General features: G+C 62.6%; 10 protein-coding genes. 7 read left to right on the forward strand and 3 right to left on the reverse strand.

Annotation, left to right across the window (positions count from 1 at the left end; genetic code table 11):
* Nucleotides 1–46 precede the first annotated feature (46 nt).
* Complete coding sequence (locus tag NTD80_RS16315; RefSeq protein WP_065910374.1) at nucleotides 47–517, reverse strand: Lrp/AsnC family transcriptional regulator; 471 nt, start codon at nucleotides 515–517, stop codon at nucleotides 47–49.
* A gap of 123 nt (nucleotides 518–640) precedes the next feature.
* Here NTD80_RS16315 and NTD80_RS16320 point away from each other — a divergent pair, with 123 nt between their 5' ends.
* Nucleotides 641–1885 carry a methionine gamma-lyase gene (locus NTD80_RS16320; RefSeq protein WP_262134291.1) on the forward strand — a complete coding sequence of 415 codons (1245 nt, stop codon included), beginning with the start codon at nucleotides 641–643 and terminating at the stop codon, nucleotides 1883–1885.
* 111 nt (nucleotides 1886–1996) lie between these two features.
* Nucleotides 1997–2668, forward strand: coding sequence for a helix-turn-helix transcriptional regulator (locus tag NTD80_RS16325; protein ID WP_262134292.1), 672 nt, complete (start codon nucleotides 1997–1999; stop codon nucleotides 2666–2668).
* Nucleotides 2669–2864: 196 nt separating this feature from the next.
* Here NTD80_RS16325 and NTD80_RS16330 read toward each other — a convergent pair whose 3' ends face one another.
* Nucleotides 2865–4496: a PvdJ/PvdD/PvdP-like protein gene (locus NTD80_RS16330; RefSeq protein ID WP_262134293.1), complete on the reverse strand. Its 1632-nt coding sequence runs from the start codon at nucleotides 4494–4496 to the stop codon at nucleotides 2865–2867.
* 142 nt (nucleotides 4497–4638) lie between these two features.
* Between NTD80_RS16330 and pvdM the strand changes: the two genes are divergently transcribed.
* Genes pvdM through NTD80_RS16345 form a run of 3 tightly spaced genes read left to right on the forward strand, consistent with a single transcriptional unit; the run spans nucleotide 4639 to nucleotide 8185 of the window.
* The gene (gene pvdM / locus NTD80_RS16335; protein WP_262134295.1) at nucleotides 4639–5988 is read left to right on the forward strand and encodes a pyoverdine-tailoring dipeptidase-like protein PvdM; all 1350 of its coding nucleotides are present in this window, start codon (nucleotides 4639–4641) and stop codon (nucleotides 5986–5988) included.
* An 18-nt stretch (nucleotides 5989–6006) separates the two neighbouring features.
* Nucleotides 6007–7278 (forward strand): aminotransferase class V-fold PLP-dependent enzyme, encoded by a 1272-nt coding sequence (locus NTD80_RS16340; protein ID WP_262134296.1) that lies wholly within the window; start codon nucleotides 6007–6009, stop codon nucleotides 7276–7278.
* A gap of 34 nt (nucleotides 7279–7312) precedes the next feature.
* Nucleotides 7313–8185 carry a formylglycine-generating enzyme family protein gene (locus NTD80_RS16345; protein ID WP_106804290.1) on the forward strand — a complete coding sequence of 291 codons (873 nt, stop codon included), beginning with the start codon at nucleotides 7313–7315 and terminating at the stop codon, nucleotides 8183–8185.
* Nucleotides 8186–8673: 488 nt separating this feature from the next.
* On the opposite strand, the gene NTD80_RS16350 is transcribed toward NTD80_RS16345, so the two are convergent.
* Nucleotides 8674–9504, reverse strand: a complete 831-nt coding sequence (locus NTD80_RS16350; RefSeq protein ID WP_106804291.1) for a N(5)-hydroxyornithine transformylase PvdF — start codon at nucleotides 9502–9504, stop codon at nucleotides 8674–8676.
* Nucleotides 9505–9703: 199 nt separating this feature from the next.
* On the opposite strand from NTD80_RS16350, the gene NTD80_RS16355 reads away from it, so the two are divergent.
* Both NTD80_RS16355 and NTD80_RS16360 read left to right on the forward strand, forming a co-directional pair.
* Complete coding sequence (locus tag NTD80_RS16355) at nucleotides 9704–11356, forward strand: cyclic peptide export ABC transporter (protein WP_262134297.1); 1653 nt, start codon at nucleotides 9704–9706, stop codon at nucleotides 11354–11356.
* Between the two features lie 99 nt (nucleotides 11357–11455).
* Nucleotides 11456–13897: a TonB-dependent siderophore receptor gene (locus NTD80_RS16360; protein WP_262134298.1), complete on the forward strand. Its 2442-nt coding sequence runs from the start codon at nucleotides 11456–11458 to the stop codon at nucleotides 13895–13897.
* Nucleotides 13898–13959 lie beyond the last annotated feature (62 nt).

Below are 13959 nucleotides of genomic sequence, written 5' to 3' on the forward strand. Positions count from 1 at the left end.
ATAGCAGCCGTGACCCAAATAAAAGATCGTAACCAGGCCCGAGCCGTCACCCCGGCAACGGAATAACCCGCAAAGCCCGCACCGACTTGTAGGAAAAACTCGAATAAATCTCCTTCACACAAGGCAGCGTCTGCAACACCTCCCGCGCAAACTCCCCGAACGATTCAAGGTCCCTGGCCACCACTTCAAGCAAAAAGTCATACCGCCCCGACACGTTATGACACGCCACGATTTCCGGGATTTCAAGCAGCCGCTGTTCAAACGCGCGGGCAATTTCCTGGGTGTGGCTGTCCATCATGATGCTGACAAACGCCGTCACGCCATACCCCAGTGCCTTGGGTGACAGGATCGCCTGGTAACCACTGATCACGCCGCTCTCTTCGAGGTTGCGCACGCGGCGCCAGCAGGGCGAGGTGGTGAGGGACACCCGCTCGGCCAGTTCGGCTACGGTGAGGCGCGCATTGCCTTGCAGCGCGTTTAAAAGGGCCTTGTCGGTACGATCGAGACTCACGGGCATATCTTGCCTCTGATTGTTGTTTTTATCGGGTTTTCATCCCGGTACGCGGGATTTGGCAGCAAACTTTGCAATGTTCATCTTTGGTTATGAGCATAGCATTGTAGGAAATAAGGAGCGTCCGACATGAACAATAAACACAATGCATTCGGCTTTTCCACCCGCGCCATCCACCACGGCTACGACCCCAAGGACCACCACGGCGCGCTTGTCCCGCCGATTTATCTGTCGGCGACGTTCGCCTTTCCCACCGCCGAATACGGCGCCGCGTGTTTTGCCGGCGAAGCCAATGGGTACTTCTATACGCGTATTTCCAACCCGACCCTGGCACTCCTGGAAGCACGCATGGCCAGCCTGGAAAACGGCGAGGCGGCAGTGGCCTTCAGCTCGGGCATGGGTGCGATTGCCGCGACGTTCTGGACCCTGCTGCGCCCCGGTGACGAGGTGATCGTCGGCCAGACCGTCTACGGCTGCACCTTCGCCCTGCTGCATCACGGCATCGGCGAGTTCGGCATCAAGGTGCGGCACGTCGACCTGACTGACTTGGCCGCCCTGCAAGCGGCAATCAGCCCGGCCACACGCATGATCTATTGCGAGACCCCGGCCAACCCCAACCTGCAACTGGTGGATATCGCCGCCGTGGCCGCCCTCGCCCATCAACATGGCGATATCACCGTGGTGGTCGACAACACCTACTGCACGCCCTACCTGCAACGCCCGCTCGACCTCGGCGCCGACGTGGTCGTGCACTCGGCCACCAAGTACCTCAGCGGCCACGGCGATATCACCGCCGGTATCGCCGTGAGCAGCCAGGCCCTGGCCCAGCGCATCCGCCTGCAAGGCCTCAAGGACCTGACCGGTGCGGTGATGTCGCCGCAGGACGCGGCCTTGCTGATGCGTGGCCTCAAGACCCTGGCCCTGCGCATGGACCGTCATTGCAGCAACGCCCAGTCGCTGGCCGAAGCCCTGCAGGCACACCCGGCCGTGGAGTCGGTGACCTACCCGGGCCTGCGCTGTTTCCCACAATACGCACTGGCGCAGCAGCAAATGAAAATGTCCGGCGGCATGATCGCCTTCGAGCTCAAGGGCGGGATCGACACCGGCCGGCGCTTCATGAATGCGCTGAAGGTGTTCACCCGCGCGGTCAGCCTCGGCGACGCCGAGTCACTGGCCCAGCATCCGGCGAGCATGACCCATTCCACCTACACCCCCGAGCAGCGCGCGCACCATGGCATCAGCGAAGGGCTGGTGCGCCTGTCGGTCGGCCTGGAGGATGTTGCCGACCTGCTGGCGGACGTGCAGCAGGCCCTGGCCAAATGCACCCGCGCCCTGCCCCGGCAGCCGGTGTTGGCGTCGCAGTCTGTGAGATAGGGCTTACGCGGGCTGTAGGGGGTCTAATGCGGCTTTTTGCGGATTGGATCCCCATCACCCCGTCAGGCTGTACTAGCATACGTCCTGCACCCGAAACTCATGGACGAACTGATGAACTCACACCTGTTCCCACATATAGGCAAGGTCATCGCAAGCACCGGCAGTCGCCATTTCCCACGCATGCTGCATGACCTGATCCTCACCCAACTGGCAGTGGACGCCACCCATATCACCCAACTGCGCGTCAGTCACGAAGGCCACACCCGTCGCCAGATCAGCCCGGTCTATACCGACTCCGTGGCGACTCTGGGCGTGGAACAACCGGCTGCACAATTGCACCTTACCCGCCACAAGGACGACGTGCGCTACGTGCTCTCGGTGTACCGCTCGCACCAATCCGAAAGCTTTTCGCCGCAGGAACGCAGCATGCTGCAGGACTTCTCCACACTACTGCTGCCCATGGTCGAAAAACACATCACCGCGCTCCACCCGTGCCGCCAGGACAGCCACCCGGTGCCCGCGCAGAACCAGGGCATCGACACCCTGCGCCGGCGCATCGAAGAGCGGCTGGTGCAGTCGGGATTGACCTTGTCCAACCGTGAGCTGGAAGTGTGCGTGGGCCTGCTGGCCGGGCGCACGGCACCGGAACTGGCCGAGCAGCTGGCGTTGAAGGTCAACACCATCGAGAGCTACCTCAAACGCGCGGCGATCAAGCTGGGGATCAGCGGGCGGCACTCGTTGTTGCGGTGGATGTATGCCACCAAGGATGAAACAGCCCCTTAGGCACCCTCTGGGGCGAGCAGGCTTGCCCTGCCCGCCACAGATCACCGCCACCTCGGGCACTCAATCGCGCGCCAACGCCTCGATCGGATCCAGCCGCGCCGCATTCCGGCGCCAGCCCTGGGATCGGGCTGAACAGCGGTGTGGTTTTAACGCGCAGGCGCGCCAGCAATGGCGCGGTGTCAGGCAGCGACAAGGGTCAGGCTTCGCGCGCCTTGACCTTTAAATGCCGCGCATACCAGGGCCGCTTCGGCACGCGCTTGAAAAAACCCAGCAGCGCATCGTCCTCGGCACCGAAGGTGATGCGCAGCGCGAGCTTCATGGTCTCCGGATCCATCTCCATCGACTTGCCCATCTGCAGTCCCGGCGTGGTGCTGCAGCCATGGGTGTCCGGGCCCAGCCACGGGTCAGCGACTTCGACCCAGCGCCCCGGCGCAAACCAGGCCACGCCGTTGACCTGCATGCGGCTGACCTCGCCGGGATTGAAACGCTCATGGGCGCGGAACCAGTCTTCGATGCGGTCGTCGATCCAGCCGTGGAAGTGCCAGAACACCGGGTTCACGTGGGACGAAAACGGGTCGCCGAGGAAGTCGTTTTCCGCCGCATACCAGCGCGGGGCGAAGTCTGCCGGGTCGCGGGCCAGGGGCACGGGCGCACCGTTGGAAGGGTCACGGGGCACCGAGGCCCAGCGCATGTGCAGCCAGTCATGCAGGCCCAGCTCCATCTCCGAGCCCAACTGGCCGAGGCTCAACCTGGCCAGGTAACGCGGGTCGCGGTACTGGGATTCCCAGACCTGGAAATTGCTGTGATAGGTCTCGGCGGCCTTGATGTCGCTGACCCACTGGGTGTAATCGCTGTCATCCGCGGCCCACCAGGTGGGCGGCAGGGCGAAGCCATCGTGGTTGTCGAAGTACCGCAGGAAGCCCAGGCGATCGCGCTCAAGGGGCGGTTGCGGCGCGGGGAATTGCGGCCATGAGGGCAAATCCTGCATTGAGCGCGCGGTGCCGAGCATGTGCCGATGCATGAAGAAGAAGTCGATGCCCGAGCCGTTGCGGTCCTTGTGCTTGCCACGCGCGTCACGTTCCTTGCCCCGTGGGCCGGGTTGCCAGCCGATGCCGCGCAGGGCCTCGCGCTTTTCTTCGGAGAGCTTGTGCCACTGGTCCCGGGTGGCGTGCCACAGCTGGTGAAACAGGCGGTGCTCGGGCGCGATCAGCCAGGCGAGCAGCGTCGGGTTGAGGCCGATACGCTGGCGTGCTTCGGGAAACCAGTGCTTGTGGGCAATAAAGCGGTTGTCGCGCTCGGTCAATGCCAGCGGGCGATCCAGGTCGAGGATCTGCCCGCTGAGGGTGCTGCTGCCGGCGTTGGCAAAGTCCGCCCAGACCTGGTCGAGGGTCATCTTGAATTCATAGGCGGGCCTGCCGTCGGCGGAATGACGGTCGATCAGGCGCCAATAGAGCAAGGCGCTCTCGCCGCTCACCAAGTCACCGAGTACACGGTAGCGTGGCTCGCCTTCAGCGCGCAGGTTAGCGGCAGTGTCCAGGTAGCCACGCACGCCGCGGCCACGCGGGGCAATGTCGAGCAGCAGCTCCAGGCCTTGCAGCGGCAGGCCCTTGAGGCCGGCGTCGCGACCTTCCAGGCGCAGGCTCCACACGCCACGCAAGGTGTTGGCCAGGTGCTGGCCGGCAGTATCGGCCAGCGCCACCGTGGCTTCGCCGGGGGTGATGGGGAATTCTTCTTCGCGCGTCAGCTCGCGATGGGCATAAAAGGCCGCCGGCACAGCGGCGCCGGTGAGCGCCAGGCCGGCGATGAACCCACGTCGAGAGATGGTCATTGTCTACCTTAGGAAACGGCTTTATCAGAGCTAGAACGTTTGCAGCCCAGGGAAATTTACCGCGCTGTCGGCGGCGCCTAAATTTGCGCGCCCATCACTCGTTCTTCCCTGATAGCGAAGGCCTCAACTGACTGAGATGGCAATGACAAAACCACGTTCGAAAAAGGCGCTGTATATCGGCCTGCCGCTGGCACTGGCCATCGGCGCCGGGGCCGGTTTCCTGGTCTGGGATCACTGGTTCAAGGGCAATGCCGGCTATCCGCTGGAGGTCATCAAGCAGGCGAATGAAATGCAGGACCGGCTGCTGTCGTTCGACAGCCATATCACCGTGCCGGTGGATTTCGGCACCGCCGGCAACGAGGCCGACAAAGACGGCAGTGGCCAGTTCGACCTGGCCAAGGCCGCACGCGGACGCCTGTCCGGTGCCGCCCTGACGATCTTCGGCTGGCCGGAAATCTGGAACGGCCCCAACGCACCGCACAAACCCACCGACGGTTTTGTCGAAGCCGCGCGCAATGAACAGGAAGTGCGCTACAAAATCATCAGTGGCATGGTCCGCGACTACCCCAACCAGGTCGGCATCGCCTACACCCCGGACGACTTCCGGCGCCTGCATGGCGAGGGCAAGTTCGCGATCTTCATCAGCATGCTCAACGCCTACCCGCTGGGCAACGATCTCAACCAGCTGGACCTGTGGGCTGCACGCGGCATGCGCATGTTCGGCTTCAGCTATGTGGGCAACAACGCCTGGTCCGACTCGTCGCGCCCGCTGCCGTTTTTCAATGACTCGGTGGACGCCCTCGACGGCCTCTCGGACATCGGCAAGCAAGCGGTGCACCGCCTGAATGACCTCGGCGTGATCATCGACGTGTCGCAGATGTCGACCAAGGCCCTGGAGCAGGTGGCGCAGTTGAGCCGTACGCCGATGGTGGCATCGCACTCGGCGCCACGCGCGGCGGTGGATATCCCGCGCAACCTCAGCGACAAGGAACTGCAACTGATCAAGCAGAGCGGCGGCGTGGTGCAGATCGTGGGTTTCTCCGCTTACCTGCGCCCGCTGAGCCAGCCGACCCAGGACAAGCTCAACGCCCTGCGCGCCCGTTTCGACCTGCCACCGCTGCCCAACCTGGCCGTGGCCTTGATGCCGGGCGACGCGATCATCGCCGCCTGGCCCGAACACAAGTTCGGCGAGTACGCCGGCGCGCTGTACGCGATCCTCGACGAAGAGCCCAAGGCCACCCTCAAGGACCTGGGTGACGCCATCGACTACACCGTGCGCAAGATCGGTATCGATCACGTCGGCCTGGCGTCGGACTTCAACGACGGCGGCGGCATCCAGGACTGGAACAACGTTGGGGAAGTGCGCAACGTCACCGCCGAACTGATTCAGCGTGGGTATTCCGAAGCCGATATCGCCAAGCTGTGGGGAGGCAACTTCCTGCGCGTGTGGGACCAGGTCCAAAAAGCTGCCAAACCCTTGGCCAACCGCTAATCACCTAGAAGTATGTCCATGACCGACCGCCGTACTTTTCTCAAGCAGGCCGGTGTTTTCGCCGCGAGCCTGCCGCTGGGCACCGCCCTGCTCCCCCAGGCAATGGCTGCCGACAGCACGAACGACCCATGGACGGGATTCAAGCAACTGTTCAACCAGGACCCGAGCTACCTGCACTTTTCCAACTTCCTGGTGGCCTCGCACCCCAGGCCGGTGCGCGAGGCCATTGAACGTTACCGCGCACAGATCGACCGCAACCCGGGCCTGGCGATGGACTGGGACCTGCAGGAGACCTGGAAGCGCGAAGGCCAGGTCCGCGAATGGGCCGGCCGCTACCTGAAAGCCACGCCCGCGCAGATCGCCCTCACCGGCAGCACCTCCGAAGGCCTGGCGATGATCTATGGCGGGATCAAGGTGCGCGCCGACCAGGAGATCCTGACCACGGTGCACGAGCATTACGCCACCGAGTTCAGCCTGGATTTTCGCGTACGCAAGGAACAGACCCAGGTCCGCAAGATTCGCCTGTTCGACGATGCCCACCGGGTGTCCGCCGATGAAGTGCTGGGCAATATCCAACGCAATATCCGCCCCAACACCCGCGTGCTCGGCATGACCTGGGTACAGTCCGGCAGCGGCGTGAAGCTGCCCATCGGCGAGATCGGCAAGCTGGTCGAGGAACACAACCGCCAGCGTGATGACAAGGACCGCATCCTCTATATCGTCGACGGTGTGCATGGGTTCGGCGTGGAGAACCTCGATTTCCCGGACATGCACTGCGACTTCTTCATCGCCGGCACCCACAAGTGGATGTTCGGGCCGCGCGGCACCGGCCTGGTGTGCGCCCGCGACCCCGAGAACAAGTACGTGACGCCGATGGTGCCGACCTTCTCCGAGGACAAGGACTTCGCCACCATCATGACCCCTGGTGGCTTCCACGCCTTCGAGCATCGCTGGGCAGCGGACGAGGCCTTCAAGCTGCACTTGCAACTGGGCAAGGCGCAGGTGCAGGCGCGCATCCATGCGCTGAACAGCGAATTGAAAGATCAACTGCTAACGCACCCGAAGATCGAACTGGTTACCCCACGCAGCCCCGAGCTGTCGGCCGGCTTTACCTTCTTTCGGGTCAAGGGCCAGGACAGTGATGCCGTGGCGGCCTACATGATGAAAAACCGTGTGGTCATCGACGCGGTGGACCGTGATGTCGGCCCGGTGATCCGTACCGCCCCGGGCCTGCTCAATTCCAGCGAAGAGATCCAGCGCTTCATGACCCTACTGAACCAGCAGGCGTGAGGCCCGCCCTTTTTCCTTTGAACGAGATGCCCACATGAATCCATCCCGACTCAAGCCCCTGGGCGCCCTGGCGCTCACCGCCCTGTGCGCTACGCTGCTGCCCAACCTGGCCCAGGCCGCCACGCCGCAACCCGGCAAAGTATTCAAGGACTGCAAGGACTGCCCGGAAATGGTGGTACTGCCCGCCGGCACCTTCACCATGGGCACGCCGGAAGATGAAGTCGGCCGCGAGCCGGATGAAGGCCCGATGCACGACGTGACCTTCGCCAAGCCCTTCGCCATGAGCCGCTTCCATATCACCGCCGGCGAATGGGACAGCTATATCCGCCAGACCGGGGTGAAGATCGCCGATGGCGACACCCGCCCCGGCCGCGAATGTATCGCCAGCAAGCCACGCTACCCGCAGGGCCCGCGCCAACCGGCGGTGTGTATGGACATGGACGACATTAAGCACTACGTGGCCTGGCTATCGAAAAAGACCGGCCATCAATACCACATGGTCAGCGAAGCCCAGCGTGAATACGCCGCCCGCGCCGGCTCCACCGGGCCCTTCCCCTTCCCGTTCGATGAAGGCAAGGGCTACAGCATTGCCGAGCACGCCAACACCTACGGCCCGGCAGATGGCTACAGCTATTCTTCGCCGGTGGGCAGCTACCCGCCGAATGCATTCGGCATGTACGACATGCACGGCAACGTATACGAACGGGTTGCCGACTGCGAGCACCCCAACTACATCGGCGCGCCGACCGATGGCAGTGCATGGATGGAGCCGAACTGCGAGGGTTACCAGATTCGCGGCAATGACTGGGGCGAGGCGCCCGTGTTCTCGCGCTCGGGCAACCGCAACAACATTTTCCCGCAGACGCGCGGAGACTGGATCGGTTTTCGGGTAGTGCGCGATCTCTGACAACACAGGAGATCCAGTGTGGGAGCGGGCTTGCTCGCGAAGGCGGTGGATCAGCCACCCTCTTCAGCGACTGGCACACCGCTTTCGCGGGCAAGCCCGCTCCCACAGTTTTGATTGCTGTTTGGGCTTGGGATTCGGGGTGCTGCACCAGCATTTGAGCTGAAGGCACAACCCAGCTCCTACCTTGAAATACACCCCAAATGTGGGAGCGGGCTTGCTCGCGAAGGCGGTAGATCAGCCAACCTCTTCAGCCACTGACACACCGCTTTCGCGGGCAAGCCCGCTCCCACAGTTTTGATCGGTGTTAGGGCTGACGGCCAAGGTGCTGCACTGGCATTGGCGGGTGGCAAACCCCATTCCAGCCTTGGATACATGTCAAATGTGGGAGCGGGCTTGCCCGCGAAGGCGGTAGATCAGCCACCCTCTTCAGCGACTGACACACCGCCTTCGCGAGCAAGCCCGCTCCCACAGTTGGCACCGTGTCCGCTTTAGATACCCTTCTGCGCCAACAACTCCAATCCTTCATGCAACGCCGGGAATAGGCTGTTGTTGAAGTTGTTCCAGCGCAGTTCGAGGATGGTGTCGTCCGGCGCAATCTCGGTCTTGAGCACGTCGTGGAACACTTCGCCGGAGTCGATGCCATTGTCCACGTAGTGGAACGACGCACCCGTCAGGTACAGCGGCTCGGACGGGGTGGTGGCCTTGGTGACCCAGTCCGTGACAGTCAACCCGCGCGCGCCGTAGAGGGCATTCCAGGTGGCGTAGGCGCCACGACGCTCGTACGGCGACTCGATGCGGGTAATCCCCGGATGAATGTTCATGATCCGACGCGCAAACGGCGCACCCGGGCGCACCAGTTCATCGAGGATCACCAGTAGCCCATCGAGCACCACGATATCGGCCTTCAACTCCACCAACGTGTCATGCAGGCGGCGTTCGAAATCCTGCTTGCCGGCGATGTGCTCGGCGCTGCCGCGTGGCAGGCGGCGGTAGGTGGACGGCACGCTCAGCAGCAGATCGTTGACCAGGCGCCCCTGCACCCGCAGGTCGGCCGGGTACAGCCACTGGCGGCCCGGCTGGTAGGCAAAGCCGTAGTCGCTGACCAGCTGCTGGTCACGCGGGTTCTGCTCGTCATCGTCGTACACCACGCCTACCAGGTTGTAGGCCTCGCCCAGCGGCGTGTCGTTGAGCGACCCCACCAGAAACTCCAGCACCGACTTCATGTAGCGCTCATGGTCCTTGTAGGCCACAGGCTGCCCGGCCTTGTCGGCGGCGGCATTGCGCAGGGACCACACGTACACCAGATTCTTTTTCGTCATTGTTTCGCTCTCGCTGGATAGATCAGGCACGCGCCCATACGCGTGCGCCTACTCAACAAGAACGAACCAGGCGCCGGGCAATTTATCCGCCGCCGTCCCCGCCGGGCACGCCGAGCTAAATAGTCGCGCCAATCCTTCGTTTGTCATGGGTAAGGGTCTGTGTGCCCAGCCCCCTCTATTCACTTTCCGGGAAGTACTTATGACCGACCCCAAGCGCGGCGCCTTCAAGGGTTTGCTCGCATTGCTCAGGCCTTTTCGCACCATCGTGACGGTCTCCGTCGCCCTGGGCATGGCCGGCGGCCTGGCCATCACGTTGCTGCTGGCGACCATCAATAACGCCCTGCACTCCGCCACCGGCATGACGCACGGCGTGATTCTGACGTTTGCCGCGCTGTGCCTGCTGGCGCTGACCAGCTCGATTGTCTCGGATATCGGCACCAACTACGTCGGCCAACGCATCATTGCCGCGCTGCGCAAGGACCTCGGCGAGAAGGTGCTGTCGGCGCCCATCGAGCAGATCGAACAGTACCGCTCGCACCGGCTGATTCCGGTATTGACCCATGACGTCGACACCATCAGCGATTTTTCCTTCGCCTTCACCCCGCTGGCCATCGCGACCACCGTGACCCTGGGCTGCCTGGGCTACCTGGCGTACCTGTCGGTGCCGATGTTCCTGATGATGGTCGTGGCGATCATCATCGGCAGCAGCGTGCAATTCATCGCCGGCGCCAAGGGCATCCGTGGCTTCGACGAAGCCCGCGACCAGGAAGACGAACTGCAACGCTACTATTCGGCGATCGCCTCGGGTGCCAAGGAGCTGCGCATCCACCGGCCACGGCGCTACCGCATGAACACCCACCGCATCCAGGAGACCGCCGACCGCATCAGCGATATCCAGGTGCGCTCGGTGAACATTTATATCGTCGCCAAGACCTTTGGCTCGATGCTGTTCTTCGTGGTCATCGGCCTGGCCCTGGCGATGCAGGCCTACAACCCCAACCCGGACCCTGCGGTGATCACCGGCTTCGTGCTGGTGCTGCTGTACATGAAAGGCCCGCTGGAACATGTGGTGGGTTACCTGCCGATCATCGGCAAGGCGCGCATTGCGTTTGCGCGGATCACCGAACTGTCCGAGCGCTTCTCGTCCCCCGAGCCCCATTTGTTGATGGACGGCAGCGAAGCCCCGAGCCCGGTGGTCAACAGCCTTGAGCTGCGCGGTGTGACCTACAGCCCGCCGCCGGTGGAAGGTAGCCAGCCGTTTCACCTGGGGCCGATCAACCTGAGCATCAAGCAGGGCGATATCGTGTTTATCGTTGGCGAAAACGGCTGCGGCAAGACCACCCTGATCAAGCTGCTGCTGGGCCTCTATCAACCCCACGCCGGCGAAATCCGCCTAAACGGCGACACCGTGACCGACCCGGCACGCGACGATTACCGCCAGTTGTTCACCACGGTATTCGCCGATTACTACCTGTTCGATGACCTGGTCCAGGGCAGCGCCACCCAGTCGCTGGACAGCGCCGCCAAGTACCTGGAGCGCCTGGAAATCGCGCACAAGGTCAGCGTCAAGGACGGCGTGTTCAGCACCACCGACCTCTCCACCGGCCAGCGCAAGCGCCTGGCACTGGTGAATGCCTGGCTCGAAGAACGCCCGGTGCTGGTGTTCGACGAATGGGCCGCGGACCAGGACCCGGCGTTCCGCCGCGTGTTCTACACCGAGCTGCTGCCGGACCTCAAGCGCCTGGGCAAGACCATCATCGTGATCAGCCATGACGATCGTTATTTCGATATCGCCGATCAGTTGGTGCGCTTGAGCGCAGGGAAAGTCGTGGCAGAACTGGAGCCCGCATAAATTTTTCCGGTTTATGCGAGTGGGAACGTCTCATATGCAGCAATGAGAATTAACCGCATTAACCACCTATCTGCCAACACTTAAAAAGAGAAACACACCATGCCCGTACGGCTTGCCCTCAGCCCATTGAGCACCGCACTTTCCATGCGGCGGGCTTTGAAATTCAACGTTCTGCCCAACGCCCTGGCGCTGGCGATCAGCCTGCCCGTAGCAGGTTATGTGCAGGCGGAAGAATTCGAATTGAACATTCCGGCGCAACCACTGAGTACTGCGCTGCAGGTGTTCGGTCAACAGACCAACCTGCAAATCCTGTACAGCCCGGAAACCGTGCAGAACAAACACAGCACGGCGGTCAGCGGCAAAATGGACCCGGTACGAGCAATCGAGCGCCTCCTGGGGGGGACAGGCGTGAGTTACAGCCTGCAAGGCAGCTCGATGATCATCAACGCGCCAAGCTCGGGCACGGGCGCCGTGGAGCTGGGGGCCACCCAGATCAACGCCAACCAGCTCGGCACCATCACTGAGGACAGCGGCTCCTATACGCCGGGCACCATCGCCACTGCCACCAAGATGGTACTGACACCACGGGAAACGCCCCAGTCGATTTCCGTGGTCACCCGCCAGACCATGGACGACTTCGGCCTCAACGGCATTGACGACGTGATGCGTCACACACCGGGCATCACCGTGTCGACCTTCGACAGCGAGCGCACCAACTACTACGCACGCGGATTCCCGATCCAGAACTTCCAGTACGACGGCGTGCCGACCACGCGCAACGACGGCTACTCGGCCGGCCAGACCCTCAGCGACATGGCGATCTACGACCGCGTCGAAGTGCTCAAGGGGACTACCGGCCTGATGACCGGCGCAGGCGGCCCTGGCGGTACCATCAACCTGGTGCGCAAGAAACCCACTGCCGAGTTCAAGGGCCATGTCAGCCTGGGTGCCGGCTCGTGGGACAACTACCGCTCGGAGCTGGACGTGAGCGGCCCGCTGACCGACAGCGGCAACGTACGCGGGCGCGCCGTGGCGGTGCATCAGGACCGGCATTCGTTCATGGACCACTATGAACGCAAGACGGATGTCTACTACGGCATCCTCGAATTCGACCTGACGCCCGACACCCTGCTGACCGTCGGCGCCGACTACCAGAACAACGACCCGAAAGGCTCCAGCTGGTCGGGCAGCCGTTCGCTGTTCGATGGTAACGGTAACGAGATCAGCTTCAACCGCGGCTACAACAACGGCCCGAAATGGAGCAGCTGGGGGCAATACAGCCGCAGTGTGTTCGCCACCCTGGAACACGCCCTGGATAACGGCTGGATCGCCAAGGCCAACTACAGCAACCAGCTCAATGGCTACAACGCGCCGCTGGGTTACGCATCGCCCATGCTGAATTCCAGCGACCGGGCGTCGGTCTATGCCTCCAAGTACACCGGCAAGACCATCAGCAACAACGGTGATTTCTACCTCTCCGGGCCGTTCAGCCTGGGTGGACGGGAGCATCAACTGGTCGTCGGCTCCTCGGTCTCGCGCTCGCACTGGCAAGGCAACGACTATTTCGGCTACGAAGCAACGTACAGGGACGGCAATAATTTCCCGCTCTATGAGTGGGACGGTGACAGCCTCGAACCGCAATGGGGCCCGGCCCACGAGAAAGACGACATCACCCGCCAGGCGGCCGTCTACTTCTCGACTCGCCTGAGCCTCACCGACGACCTGTCGCTGTTGCTCGGTTCGCGCCTGGCCGACTACCGGCTGACCGGCACCAACGACTCGCGGGAAACCGGCAAGGTCATCCCTTATGCCGGCATGGTGTACGACCTCAACAAGAATTTCTCGGTGTACGCAAGCTACACCTCGATCTTCATGCCGCAGATGCTGCGGCCCGACCGCAACAACAAAATGGTCGAGCCTGACGAGGGCGAGAACTACGAGTTGGGTCTGAAGGGCGAGTTCTATGACGGCCGCTTGAACGCCAGCCTCGCCTACTTCGAGATTCATGAATCGAATCGGGCCGAGGAAGACACCGAGTACAACAACAATATGCCGGCCAACTCGCCCGTCGAGTGGGCCTACATGGGCATCAAGGCCAAGACCAAGGGTTATGAAGCCGAGATCTCCGGCGAATTGGCGCCAGGCTGGCAGGTGCAGGCGGGCTACACCCACAAGGTGATCCGCGATGACGACGGCAAGAAATTCTCCACCTTTGAGCCTCAGGACCAGTTGAACTTCTATACCAGCTACAAGCTGACCGGCGCCCTCGACAAGCTGACCCTCGGCGGCGGCGCGCGCTGGCAGGGTGAGGTCTGGCAGGATGTCTACAACCGCGGCAAGGATGTGACCCAGCGGTTTTCCCAAGACCCGTACTGGCTGGTGGACGCGATGGCGCGCTACCAGATCAGCAAAAACCTCTCGGCCACGATCAACGTCAACAACGTGTTCGACAAACGCTATTACACCAACATCGGGTTCTACACCTCGTCTTACTCCGGCGACCCCCGCAACGTGATGCTGTCGACCCGCTGGGACTTCTGACCCCCGCCTAGGCAATCCCCCAACACCCTGTGCAGGCACCCTGCACAGGGTGTTTTTTTTGG

Origin of the sequence: Pseudomonas sp. 13B_2.1_Bac1 (assembly GCF_025466155.1) — a bacterium.
Lineage (GTDB): Bacteria > Pseudomonadota > Gammaproteobacteria > Pseudomonadales > Pseudomonadaceae > Aquipseudomonas > Aquipseudomonas aylmerensis.

Bases quoted from the DNA above. Each gene is read 5' to 3' on its own strand.
- NTD80_RS16315 (WP_065910374.1), bottom strand. From the start codon at position 517: ATGCCCGTGAGTCTCGATCGTACCGACAAGGCCCTTTTAAACGCGCTG.
- NTD80_RS16320 (WP_262134291.1), top strand. From the start codon at position 641: ATGAACAATAAACACAATGCATTCGGCTTTTCCACCCGCGCCATCCAC.
- NTD80_RS16325 (WP_262134292.1), top strand. From the start codon at position 1,997: ATGAACTCACACCTGTTCCCACATATAGGCAAGGTCATCGCAAGCACC.
- NTD80_RS16330 (WP_262134293.1), bottom strand. From the start codon at position 4,496: ATGACCATCTCTCGACGTGGGTTCATCGCCGGCCTGGCGCTCACCGGC.
- pvdM (WP_262134295.1), top strand. From the start codon at position 4,639: ATGACAAAACCACGTTCGAAAAAGGCGCTGTATATCGGCCTGCCGCTG.
- NTD80_RS16340 (WP_262134296.1), top strand. From the start codon at position 6,007: ATGACCGACCGCCGTACTTTTCTCAAGCAGGCCGGTGTTTTCGCCGCG.
- NTD80_RS16345 (WP_106804290.1), top strand. From the start codon at position 7,313: ATGAATCCATCCCGACTCAAGCCCCTGGGCGCCCTGGCGCTCACCGCC.
- NTD80_RS16350 (WP_106804291.1), bottom strand. From the start codon at position 9,504: ATGACGAAAAAGAATCTGGTGTACGTGTGGTCCCTGCGCAATGCCGCC.
- NTD80_RS16355 (WP_262134297.1), top strand. From the start codon at position 9,704: ATGACCGACCCCAAGCGCGGCGCCTTCAAGGGTTTGCTCGCATTGCTC.
- NTD80_RS16360 (WP_262134298.1), top strand. From the start codon at position 11,456: ATGCCCGTACGGCTTGCCCTCAGCCCATTGAGCACCGCACTTTCCATG.